Raw genomic sequence first — 11,209 nt, forward strand, 5'->3', positions numbered from 1 at the left:
GTCCGTCAGTCCACGGGGAGGGCGTAGAAGGTCCGTCCCCGGCGTACGACGAGCCGTCCGTCGCCGCCCGGCAGCGGTTCGTACCGGGGAGCGTCCTGCGGATTCCCGGCATCCCGGGCACCCGCCTCCTGGAACTTCCACAGCCGCCGGCCGTCGCGCGCCGCGAACGCGGTGAGCGCCACGGCGTCGCCGGCGAGCACCGTACGGCCTCCGGCGCTCAGCGCGGTCCGGGGCGTTTGGCGCCAGGCGGGCGTCTCGGTCGAGCGGCGCCACAGCGGTCGGCCGGTCGCCGTATCGACAGCACACACCTCCTGGTAGCGGTTGGCGGCATAGAGGGCGGGGCCGTGCACGACGGGGATCCCGTAGGCGAACACGCCCTTCTCACCCGGGGTGGTCGCTGCGGGTACGCGCCACAGCCGCTTGCCCTTGCCGTCGTACGCATGCAGCTCGCGGCCCGCTGCGCCGAACAGTTTGCCGCTCCCCCCGTCACCGACGACGGCGGCCGTCGATCCGACCCCGTGGAGCGGGACGGACCCCAGCGCCTTGCCGGTGGCGCGGTCGAGGCCGAGCAGAACGGACCCGCCCTTGGCGGCCTTGGACTGCGCAGGGGTGAGGGAGTTGCCGTCCTGCCGCACGACGATGCTGTCGGGGCGGGCCACGACCAGGTCGTAGCGGGGCGTCTGGGGAGCCTTCCCCGCCGGGACCCGGGCGCGCCACAGCTGTTTGCGCCCGGCGAGGTCGTAGGCGATGACATACGCCTCCCGCACGGTGACCTTCTTCTTGCGCTTCTTGACGGTCCGCTCGACGCTCTTGGAGACATGGCCGGTCAGCCATATGCCGGCCCCCTCGGCCCCGATCACCCCGCCGAGGGCCAGGGTCTCACCGGGTTGTGCGAAGGTGCGCTTGGCGACCTTGTGGGCGACCTGTCCGTCCTGTGCGGAGATCCACAGGAGTTCGTCCGGGGCGTCGACGAGACAGAACCGGTCGTCGACCGGCACGGCCCGGGAGGCCGAGGGTGCCTCGGGCCGGGCCCAGAGCCGGCGCCCGGTGCGCAGATCCACGCCGGTGGTCTGCCGGCTGTCGGTCAGCAGCAGCACCCGGTCCCGCCATACGGTGACGCCGAGTGGTTCGCTCGGGTGCTCGTACCGCCAGTTCGGCTCGGGCGCCAGCCCGGCCATCCGGGTACGCCGGGGCGCGGGGGGCCGCGGGGCGGGATCGGCCTCGGTGTCCCCACCGACGACGGCATACACACCGCCCCCGCCGACAACGACCCCGGCGACCCCTGCCGCGACGGCAGCGAGCACCCCGCGCCGCCCGACCGTGCCGGCGGGAGGAGGTGGGACGGGTCCGTCGGTGGGCGCCGCGGGCGGGGGATTCCACCCGGGGCTGCCCGCGGGCACGGGCTGCCCGGCCCACGCCTGGCCGACCGCCGCAACGGGTGCGCTCCCGTGGCGCCGCACCAGGAGGGTCGAGGTGTCCGCGACAAGCCCCGCCCCGTCCGCGGTTGCGGCCGACGGTCCAGTGAAGGCCTGCCGGCCGTCGGGCACGCTTCCCGCAGCACCGGCGCTTGTTCGGGGCGCGCCGGGACCAGGAGGGACGGTGGCGCCCGCGCTCTGCGGCGGCACCATCGGCGGCGCCGCCGCACCGCCGTTCCCCGGTACGGGGCCTGCACCCGATGCGAGGGCGACGGCCGGAAGGGCCGGGCTGTCACCGGCACGTGCGGCGGCCTCGCCCGCTACGGGCAGGTGCGATGCGTCGCTCCGCGCCGGGATCAGCGCCTGCGGGGCGGCCGTGCCGGCCCCGAGCGGGACATCCGGTGCGGACACCCTCCCTGTCCCTGTCCCTGCCTCTGCTCCCGCCCCGGTCCCGCTCGCCGAAGCCGGGGCGTCCTGCACCCCCGGGCGGCCCGATCGCAGCGACGCCGCCTGCACCGCCTCGGCCGTCAGCGCGTCCAGCACGGGCTGGGGCAACCAGCCCTCGCGGCCCAGTGCCGCCGCGCCCTCCAGTGCCAGGTCCGCCGCCACCGTGCCCGCCGTGGGGCGGTCCTGGGGCCGCTTCGAGAGGCACCGCGCCGTCAGTTCCCGCAACGCACCCGGCATGGCGTCCAGTCGGGGCTCGTCGTGCGCAATGCCGTCCGCGCCGCCCAGTGGTGTCGTGCCGGTCGTCGCGTAGGCCAGCAGCAGGCCCAGTACGAAGACGTCGGACGCCGGGCCCGGCTCCGCGCCGGTCGCCTGCTCCGGCGTCAGATAGCTGAGCTGTACGGAGAGTTGACCGCCCGGCCGCGTCTGCGCGACGGCTGCGGCGCCCAGCGCGCCGAACGCGGTGAGCCGTGGCCCGTCCGCGGCCAGCAGCACCGTGTCCGGAGCGAGACCGTGCAGCACCGTGCCCGTGGCGTGCACGCGGGACAGGGTTTCGGCGAGTCCCGCGCCCAGTACCCGTACGGCCCGCTCCGGCAGTGGACCCACGAGCGCTATCGCCGCGCGCAGCGTCAGCGCCGGAATGTAGGCGCTCGCGGTCCACAGCTCCTGCCGCTCGTCCGTCGCCATGGCGAGGGGCTGCGGCACCCAGCCCCCGGCCAGCCGTTCCGCCGTCCGGGCCTCCGCGGCAAAACGCCGCCGGAACGCGGGCACCGCCGCCAGACCGGGGCGGGCGGAGGAAACGACGACGGGCGCGTCGTCGGAGCCGTACGCCAGGTACTGCACGGCGCTCGCCGACTCCCGCAGCCGTGCCCGCGTGGTGTACGGGCCGATTCGGCGCGGGTCGTCCTGCTGCAGCGGCTCCATGCGAAGCTCCCCCCTGGTGACACGGTCGTCCGTGATCCTATGGCGGGCCCGCTCGCACCGGCCAGGCAGTCACCTGCGAGGGAACTTCGCAGCTACGGCGTGCGCTTCGGCTTCGACCAGGGCCACTTGAGCTCGCGGCGCTCCACGCCCCCGGGCGCGTACTCGTACTTCCAGCCCCGCTGCAGCCCGAGCCGCTTGCTGTAGCCGGACGGCACACGCCGGTAGACGTGCACAACCGTCGGGGAGCCGTCGTCCTGCGGGACGGGGACCTTGTACCACTTCGGCGGGTGGCCGGTCGGTCCGACCAGTACCGGCAGCACCCGCCCGTCCAGCGGCCCGCCCTCGAAGGGGGTGTTCTCGCTTTTCACCGGTCCAGTGTCACAGGGGATCCGCGACGTCGCTCAGCACGGGCCCCAGCCGGTGTACCAGCAGAGCCACCGGGCCGGTCCCGCTCTCCTGCGCGATCAGGCCCCGGAGCGCCCCCGCCGTCTCCTCGTCCGTCGCCGCGCTCGCCGCCAGCAGGGCGAGGAGGTGGTCGATGAGCCAGTCCCGCAGCTCACCGGCGGCCGGCTGCTTGCCCTCGTCCAGCCAGATCAGGGACGCCGCCTCGACGGCCGCGATCCAGGTGCGCACCATCATCCGCAGCCGCGGGCCCGGGTCCGCGACCCCGATGTGCACGAGGATCTGCTCGGCGGCCGCCCGCCGCACCTCGTCGACGATCGTGCTGGTACAGGAGGTCTCGGCGACGCTCCCGCCGCGCAGCAGCGCGCTGAACCCGGCGTCGTGCTCGTCGACGAACTCGAGGTAGCGGTCCAGGACCCGTGAGAGCCGTTCGGTGGGCGGCCCGTCCGGCGGCTCGGAGAACCGCCCCTCCAGCTGGTCGGCCGCGGAGCGCAGTGCCGTCTCGTACAGCTGCTGCTTGCCGCCGGGGAAGTAGCGGTAGACGAGCGGCCGGGACACCCCGGCCGCCTCCGCCACATCGTCGAGGGAGACCTCCTCCGGCGGGCGGTGCGCGAAGAGCGTGAGCGCCGCCGCGAGCAGTTGCGTACGGCGCTCCTCGACGCTGAGCCGTCGGTACGCGCGAGTCGCGGGAGCGGGACTGGTCATGCTTCGCAGCGTAACCGTGCAGTGCGCGTAACCGTACTTTTCTCCGATTGTGCGAGGAGATGTGCGAGCAGCCGTCGAGGGGTTGCGCGCGGAGCCACGGGAGGGGCCAGGGGTCACAGCGTCAGGGTTCACAGGAGTCAGGGGAGGAGCCCGGAGCTCTTCCAGAGCCTGCGACCAGGACCGCGCAGCACCCCGATGTCGTCCAGGAAGTCGGTCAGCCGGCGGGCGCCGGACTGCATCACTTCGCGGCGGTGTCCGCTCGCCTTGACCTGGGCGACGACCTCGCGGCGGTCCAGGCCGATGTCCTCGTACACCTTCGGGTTGACGAAGCAGACGGAGAAGACGCGTGCCGCCTCGCCGCAGCCGATCCGTGTGAACTCCTGCTCCCAGCGCGGCGCGGTCACCATCTGGCGGCGCAACTCCTCGCGGGCGTACCGCACATGGCGCGCCTCCTCCACCACATGGATACGGGTGACACCGCGCACCAGCGTCTGTACCCGCTCGTCCGGGAACGTGAGGCGCTGCATCCAGTCGAGGATCTCCTCGCCCAGCAGGGTCGCGGCGAACGAGCCGGGTGTGGTGGATATGGTCTTCAGGATCCGCGCGAGGTTGTGGTAGACCCGCGGCACCGGGTACGCCGGTGCACCGGACTTCTGGATCATCCGGGCGAACATCATCGAGTGCCGGCACTCGTCGGCGATCTCGGTGAGCGCGTAGCGGACATGGTTGCTGGTCACGGGCTTGTCGTAGATGTGGCGCACCAGCAGCTGCATCAGGATGATCTCGAACCAGATGCCCAGGGAGGCGAGCGAGGCGGCCTCGTGGCGCGACAGCTCCAGGCGCTGCTCCTCGGACATCGTGTGCCACAGGGGCGTGTCGTAGAGGGAGAGCAGCTCCGGCGGCCAGTACCACTTGCCGTCTTCGGCAGGGGAGTCCCAGTCGAGTTCCTTGTCCGGGTCGAAGGAGTGCTTGGCGGAGGATTCGAGCAGGCGTGCGGCGACCTGCTCGCGGTCCCGGAGCGGGCCGAGTGCGTCGCGGAGCAGCTGCACGTCGCGTTCGGTCACGGATGTCATGGCTGAGGGCACCTCGCGAGTGGGTTACCGGTGTCAATGGCTATGAGACTCCCTGTCAGCAAGGTCGTCAATCCCCTGTGCGCGACTTGTTGACTATCCGTCTACCAACGTGTGAGCCTGCCAACTGTGCTTGCGTACCACGGGATACGAGGCGAAGGAGCCGCCAGTGTCGACGCATGACCGCTACACCCACGCGCCCGAAAGCCCGCACTGGCAGGTCCCGGCCTCCGGCTCGGCGCGCTTCAGCTGGGAATACGAGGACGGCCGCGACCGGCTCCTCGCCCTCTACCAGAAGGGCAAGGACAAACAGTGGGACGGCACCAAGCGCATCGACTGGGACCTGGAGGTCGATCCGTACGACCCGCTCGGCACCCCCGACGACGTCCTGACGCTCTACGGCACCCGGCACTGGGCCAAGCTCACCGACAAGGACAAGGGTGACCTGCGCCGGCACTACACCTCCTGGCAGTTCAGCCAGTTCCTGCACGGCGAGCAGGGCGCCATGGTGTGCGCGGCGCGGATCGTGGAGTCGGTGCCGGACCTGGACGCCAAGTTCTACTCCGCCACCCAGACCATGGACGAGGCCCGGCACGCCGAGATCTACAGCCGCTTCCTGCACGACAAGATCGGGATGCTCTACCCGATCAACGACAATCTCCAGGGCCTGCTCGGCGACACCCTGCGCGACTCCCGGTGGGACATGCCGTACCTGGGCATGCAGGTGCTCATCGAGGGGCTCGCGCTGGCCGCGTTCGGGATGCTCCGCGACACGACCGACAAGCCGCTGCCCAAGCAGATCCTCACGTACGTCATGCAGGACGAGGCCCGCCATGTCGCCTTCGGACGGATGGCCCTGCGCGACTACTACAGGCAGCTCAGCGACGCGGAACTGCGCGAGCGCGAGGAGTTCGTGATCGAGGGCTGCTATCTGATGCGCGACCGGCTGCGCGGCGTCGAGGTGCTGGAGAACTTCGGCGTCCCGAAGAAGGAGGCCGAGGAGCTGTCCGAGCAGTCGGAGTTCCTGCATCTGTTCCGCAAGCTGCTGTTCAGTCGGATCGTGCCCTGCGTCAAGGACATCGGGCTGTGGGGCGAACGGCTGCAGAAGGCCTATCTCGACATGGGTGTCTTCGAGATGGGCGACGCGAACCTGGACCTGCTCATGTCCCAGGACGAGGAGATCGCGGAGCAGCTCGACCGCGAACGCTTCGCGGCGGAGGAGCAGGCACGGGTGGCGGAGGTCGAGGAGGCGATCGCGGAAGGATCCCGGCTCCCCGGCTGACACATCCGGGCCCCGGCCCCGGGCCCCTCGCTCCCGAGCTCTTCGACGGCGGCAGCCTCGGCAACGGCCCGGCCATGCGGGTGGCCCCGCGCGGCGCCTGGTTCCATGTGGACCTCGAACAGGTCGCCCACCAGGCTGAGTTGTCCGCCCGCGTGACCCACGCCCACCCCGCGGGCGTGGTGGGCGCGGTGGCCGTAGCCACGGCGGCAGCGCCGTCCGCCCGCGGCGAACCGTCGATTGCCGAGGCCGCTTCCCGCACCCCGCCCGGCGCCGTCCGCGACGGCCTCGCGCGCGGCGGAGCTGCCGTTCACGACCGAACCCTGGAAGGCGTCGGACATGTTCGGAGGACTCGGTGCCCTTCGTGGTCCGGACGGCTGTCCGCCACCACGAGGACCTGACGGCGGCGCCGTGGTCCACGGCCGAGGGTCTCGGCGACGTCGACACGGCGTGCGCGATCACGGGCGGCATCGTGGGAGCGGCGACGGGGGTGCATGGTGCCCGGGCGAGTGGCTGCAGCGCCGGGAGGCAGTGCCCGGCGGCTGAGCCGTCGCTGGTCAACCTCGGATCGTCGATCACTCTTTCGATCGAGTGATGCGGCATCTCCCCTGGGTACGCTGAACTCGCCGGGCAGACTCCGTCGCATGGGAGCAATCATGAGCGCCGCACGCGAGTACGGGCTGGACGACCAGTACGAGTGGCCGCGACCGCCGGCCGACGGCTGGGTGGCGGACGACCTCGACAGGCTTCCGAATCTTCCTCCGCACACGGAGCTGATCGACGGGAGCCTTGTCTTGATGAGTCCGCAGACCCGCTTCCACTCGCGCGTCATTCATTACCTGGTGAGCGCTCTGACGGAGCAGGCGCCGGAGCATCTGGAAGCCATCGGCGAGATGACCATCAAGCTGAACAAGAGGAACCGGCCGGAGCCCGATGTGCTGGTGGTTCCGGTGGACGCGGACAGCGGTCCCCGGCAGACCTGGTTCGAGCCCGAGGACGTTGTTCTCGCCGTCGAGGTCGTCTCGGCCGACTCCGTGGAGCGCGACCGCGAGGTGAAGCCGCGCAAGTACGCCCAGGCAGGCGTCCCCCACTTCTGGCGCGTCGAGGAGAACGACGGGCTCCCCGTCGTCTACGTCTACGAGCTGGACCCCGCTACCCGAACCTACGCACTTGACGACATCTACCACAAGCAGCTCAAAGTCGACCTTCCCTTTCCCGTCGACATCGACCTCACCGCGGTCAACCGGCGCGGCCGCCCCGCCGGCGGCTGAGGTCAGGCCGGGGACGGCGGCGGGAACGACTTCCGCAGGGTGAACGCGTGCTCCGTCGGCCCGTGTTCGCGCACATGCACCAGGCGCTCCTCCGCCTCGCGCACCGTGGGGCGGTGGCCCGGCTCCACCCACCACAACGTGGTCATGACCTCCTGCACCCGCTCGAAGAACTCGTGGCGCCGCGCCAGCAGTTCGCGGTGCATGCCCTGGTACATGAACGCTGTCAGCGCATTCGTGTCCCGCCATACCGACATGTTCACGATCAGCAGGTCATCGCCGAAGACCCGCAGATCCGTCGCGTTCCCGGAGTCGTTCTGGAGGCGCCAGACAAAGCCGTCCGCAGCGTCGGCGATCGCGTTGACGGGGTCGAGGTTGTCGACGAAGTCCTTCAACTCCGGCGAGTCCAAAGGGTGTTTGAGTCTGGCTATGTTCACCTGGGCGAGTTCGTAGGAGGCCATGGGCGCACCATAATCAACTGCCGCTGTGCCGCCACCGCCATTTCGAGCAGTGAGACGTCCGCGCCGCGCGCCGCCACCAATTGCAGTCCGACCGGGCAGCCGTCGTTCGTGAAGCCCGCGGGGATGCTCGCCGCCGGGTGGCCGCTCAGGTTGAACGCCCAGGTCAGTGCCGTGGAGTAGTGCTCGCCCGGTCCCTCGTGTCCATGCGGCCGGTTCGGGGTCGCCGGGGTCAGCAGCAGTTCGGTCCGCGTGAACACCTCATCGAGGCGGCGGTCGTTCTCCGCCCGTATCGCCGCCCCGTCCGCCGGCCGACCGCCCCGTACCGCCGACCAGGCGGCCGCCGGATCGAGCAGCGCAATGCCCTCGCCGCCCCGCCGCACGACACCGTGGGACACCAGCCGCTCCACCGCCGCCCGCGCGACCGCCGCCACCTCCGGGTCCGTCGCAGCGAAGCCCAGGTCCGCAGACCAGACCACTCGTACCGGGAGCGCCGGAGGCGCCGGCGCGTACTCGTCCAGCACACAGCGCAGATACGCGCGCGCCTCCTCCGCCGTGCGGGTCAGCACGCCCGCCGACGCCAGGCCCGTCCGGTCCGGTGACGGCAGCAGCCCGTTCGTCGTCTTCAGCCCGAAGACCCCGCACCACGCTGCCGGGATTCGTACCGAGCCCGCCCCGTCGCTGCCCGTCGCCAGGCCCACCATGCCCGCGGCGACCGCCGCCGCGGAGCCTGCGGACGAGCCGCCCGGTGTGCGGTCCGCCCGCCAGGGGTTACGGGTGGGCCCGTGCGCCCCGAGCCCCCATGTCTGCCAGTACGTCCCCGGTCCCGGCACCGACGTCGACCCGACCGGCACCGCACCCGCCGCGATCAGCCGCCGTGCCGCGTACGAGCGGATGCCCGACGGCCCCTTCACCGCGAACGGCAGCCCTGACAGGGGGAGTCCGGGGTCGGCATCGCGCTCGTCGGACAGGGCGCGCTCTCCCCACACGTCCAGGAACGCGCTCAGAACCGGGTCGAGCCGCTCGATGATCTCCAGTGTCTCCGCCACACTCACCCCACCAGTGTCCTTGCCCCGGGCGGTTCCGACGGCGTTGTCAGTGGCGTGTGCTGGGATGGATCACGTCTCACCGAGCAGGGCGAACGGGGGTGCGCGAGGTGACGAACCCGCAGGAAGAGCCGATCGAACCACAGCGACACACATCGGAGGCCGCACCGGTGTCCACCGCACCCGAGCCGCGGCCCGTTCCTCCTGACCCGCAGCCGTCACCGCCCGACGCTCCGCGCGGCGCGAGGCAGCGGGCCGCGCTCAGCGCCCTGGATCTGCTGCTGTCCCTTGCACCGGCCGGCGCCCCGCTGCCGGACGACCCGGGCAGCCTGCGCTATCTGGCCCACCACGACCACGACGACGCTCCGGGTCTGGAGACCCCGGGCTGGTTGATGGACGCATGCCGCGCCCACGGCGTCCGACCGGATGACGGCTGGTGCGCCGCTCCTACCCGGGAAGGGGCAAGGACGACGCGTCCGCAGAGCTGCCGTTCGTGCGAGAGCACCGTGGAGAGCGCGTATGCGCACGGAATCGTCCAGGCCGACGACCTGCTGCACACGCTCCCCGCCCGACTGCTGCTCGCCCTCCCGCACGAGTGGCGCGGACGCTCCTTCGCCACCGCCTGGAGCCGGGCAGTGGCCGCGTACCTGGACCGGGAGCTGGGCACCGACGCGGACGGCTGGCTGAGGCTCGTGGCCGCAGCGTGCGACGAATCGTCGGGCGGGGCATCGGGCCGTACGTCGGAGGAAGCCTTCCACGAACGGTGCGGCCGCGGTGGGCGAGGGGAGGACGGGCCAAGCTGGCCCGAGCTCCTCGACCGTTCCCGCACCGCGCCAGGCGGCGACCGGAAGGGGCTCGCCGCCTGGCGCGAGAACGTACCCGACGGCACGCTGTTCCGGACTGCCGCACCCACCACTGCCGACAGCGCCATCACGTTCCTCGAGCGCGGCAACCATCTGTGGATGTGGCCGCCCGGGACGCTTCTGTGCCTGGCCGCGCCCGAGACACTCGACGCCGTACTGCCCCGGCTCGGGGCCGACGCCCAGTGGCTGCTCGCCGCCTATCTGCTCCGGTACGACAGGACGCCCCGCGCAGCCTTCGACCATCTTCTGAAGCTGCGCGACCCCGAAGCGCTGCGGATCCTCGCCACGCAGTCACGTTGGCTGAACGAGGAACTCGAGGACCGCCTTGCCGACCTCCACGATCCGGCCGTCGACCTCGCCCTGCTGCGCGGCAGCCGGCAGCGCCACATCGTGCTTCGCGTCATCATGACGCCGGGCCCGCTGGCCGCCGGGCTCCTTACCGAGCTGCGGTCCGATCCTGTCGCGACCCCGCCGGGTGGCGTCCTGTGGCTCCGATCGGCAGAACCGGACCTGATCGAGGAGGTCTTCGCGCGGATGGGCAAGTCCCTGAGCCTTGCCCATCAGCTCGTCGGCTGCCTCAACCTCCTGCGGTACGGCGGCCCGCAGCGTCTGACCGCGCTGGTGGACGGCGGGCATCTGGGCCTGGCCGCGAGCAGGATCTGCCGGAAGGCCCTGGCCGCAGGCGACCCTCTCGCCGTCATCCGGGCCCGTGCCGACCGCGAACTGTCCATGGAGAAGCTCGCCAAGCGCCTGCGCCGGTGCCAAAGGCACTGGGACACGGCCGAGGTGATCCGCTCGATGGCCGCCGAGCCGGACTGGGAGGGCCTGGAGGCCGAGCACCTCCGTGAGCCGATCCCGCACTGGGACCAGCTGGTCAACCTTCCCTGTGCCCCGCTCGACGTGAAGCTGCGCCATGCGGAACGGCTTCCCGAGCCGACGTACGCCAGGATGCCGGGCAGTCCGGAGCTGACGCGCGCGCGAGTCCGGCACGGGCTGGGGGGCCGCTACGGTGAGCCGCTGACCCGTCAGCTGGACCATCTGCTGGCGGCGGGCCATCTGTCGGGCCGGTATCTCGTTCACGAAGCCGCTCCGGCCGCTCCGGTCCTGTCCTATCTCAACGCGGCCAGGCGACGCACCGACGCGCCGCGGCAGATACGGGCCGCCATGGACGACGTGGCCGCCCTCGTCCACGACCGGCTCGGCACCGACCCCGCGGCCTGGCGCCGGGTGATCGCCCGGCTCACCGAGCGCGATCCGGACTGGAACCTCCGCGGCCCGATCCCCTCCCTGGTGGCCCTGTCGCGACCGGACGGCAAGGACGGATGATGCGCTTGC

The 11,209-nt window shown here is 71.8% G+C and carries 11 protein-coding genes; 5 read left to right on the top strand and 6 right to left on the bottom strand.

Features of this window, described 5'->3' with window-relative positions; translation table 11 throughout:
• Positions 1-5: 5 nt before the first annotated feature.
• From ACFYWI_RS00450 to ACFYWI_RS00465, 4 genes are all read right to left on the bottom strand, one after another.
• On the bottom strand, positions 6-2,783 hold the full coding sequence (locus ACFYWI_RS00450) for a PQQ-binding-like beta-propeller repeat protein (RefSeq protein WP_389223174.1): 2,778 nt from the start codon (positions 2,781-2,783) through the stop codon (positions 6-8).
• Between the two features lie 92 nt (positions 2,784-2,875).
• Positions 2,876-3,151, bottom strand: coding sequence for a hypothetical protein (locus ACFYWI_RS00455; protein WP_389223177.1), 276 nt, complete (start codon positions 3,149-3,151; stop codon positions 2,876-2,878).
• A 10-nt stretch (positions 3,152-3,161) separates the two neighbouring features.
• On the bottom strand, positions 3,162-3,890 hold the full coding sequence (locus ACFYWI_RS00460; RefSeq protein WP_389223180.1) for a TetR/AcrR family transcriptional regulator: 729 nt from the start codon (positions 3,888-3,890) through the stop codon (positions 3,162-3,164).
• A gap of 137 nt (positions 3,891-4,027) precedes the next feature.
• Positions 4,028-4,963, bottom strand: a complete 936-nt coding sequence (locus ACFYWI_RS00465) for a diiron oxygenase (protein ID WP_389223183.1) — start codon at positions 4,961-4,963, stop codon at positions 4,028-4,030.
• Positions 4,964-5,129: 166 nt separating this feature from the next.
• Here ACFYWI_RS00465 and ACFYWI_RS00470 point away from each other — a divergent pair, with 166 nt between their 5' ends.
• The 4 genes from ACFYWI_RS00470 to ACFYWI_RS00485 all read left to right on the top strand — a co-directional run bounded on the left by ACFYWI_RS00470 (position 5,130) and on the right by ACFYWI_RS00485 (position 7,510).
• Positions 5,130-6,242, top strand: coding sequence for a ferritin-like domain-containing protein (locus tag ACFYWI_RS00470; protein ID WP_389223186.1), 1,113 nt, complete (start codon positions 5,130-5,132; stop codon positions 6,240-6,242).
• A gap of 74 nt (positions 6,243-6,316) precedes the next feature.
• Entirely contained in the window at positions 6,317-6,640 is a 324-nt protein-coding gene (locus ACFYWI_RS00475; RefSeq protein WP_389223189.1) for an ADP-ribosylglycohydrolase family protein, read from the top strand.
• A complete protein-coding gene (locus ACFYWI_RS00480; RefSeq protein WP_389223192.1) occupies positions 6,595-6,834 on the top strand; it encodes a hypothetical protein in 240 nt (79 codons plus the stop codon). Before ACFYWI_RS00475 ends, ACFYWI_RS00480 begins: the two co-directional genes overlap by 46 nt.
• A gap of 61 nt (positions 6,835-6,895) precedes the next feature.
• On the top strand, positions 6,896-7,510 hold the full coding sequence (locus ACFYWI_RS00485) for a Uma2 family endonuclease (protein ID WP_389223195.1): 615 nt from the start codon (positions 6,896-6,898) through the stop codon (positions 7,508-7,510).
• A gap of 2 nt (positions 7,511-7,512) precedes the next feature.
• Here ACFYWI_RS00485 and ACFYWI_RS00490 read toward each other — a convergent pair whose 3' ends face one another.
• Positions 7,513-7,968, bottom strand: coding sequence for a DUF3291 domain-containing protein (locus ACFYWI_RS00490; RefSeq protein WP_389223198.1), 456 nt, complete (start codon positions 7,966-7,968; stop codon positions 7,513-7,515).
• Positions 7,941-9,020 (bottom strand): amidase family protein, encoded by a 1,080-nt coding sequence (locus tag ACFYWI_RS00495; RefSeq protein ID WP_389223201.1) that lies wholly within the window; start codon positions 9,018-9,020, stop codon positions 7,941-7,943. Before ACFYWI_RS00495 ends, ACFYWI_RS00490 begins: the two co-directional genes overlap by 28 nt.
• A 101-nt stretch (positions 9,021-9,121) precedes the next feature.
• Here ACFYWI_RS00495 and ACFYWI_RS00500 point away from each other — a divergent pair, with 101 nt between their 5' ends.
• A complete protein-coding gene (locus ACFYWI_RS00500; protein WP_389223204.1) occupies positions 9,122-11,200 on the top strand; it encodes a hypothetical protein in 2,079 nt (692 codons plus the stop codon).
• Positions 11,201-11,209: the final 9 nt, after the last annotated feature.

Origin of the sequence: Streptomyces sp. NPDC002889 (assembly GCF_042888425.1) — a bacterium.
Taxonomy (GTDB): domain Bacteria; phylum Actinomycetota; class Actinomycetes; order Streptomycetales; family Streptomycetaceae; genus Streptomyces.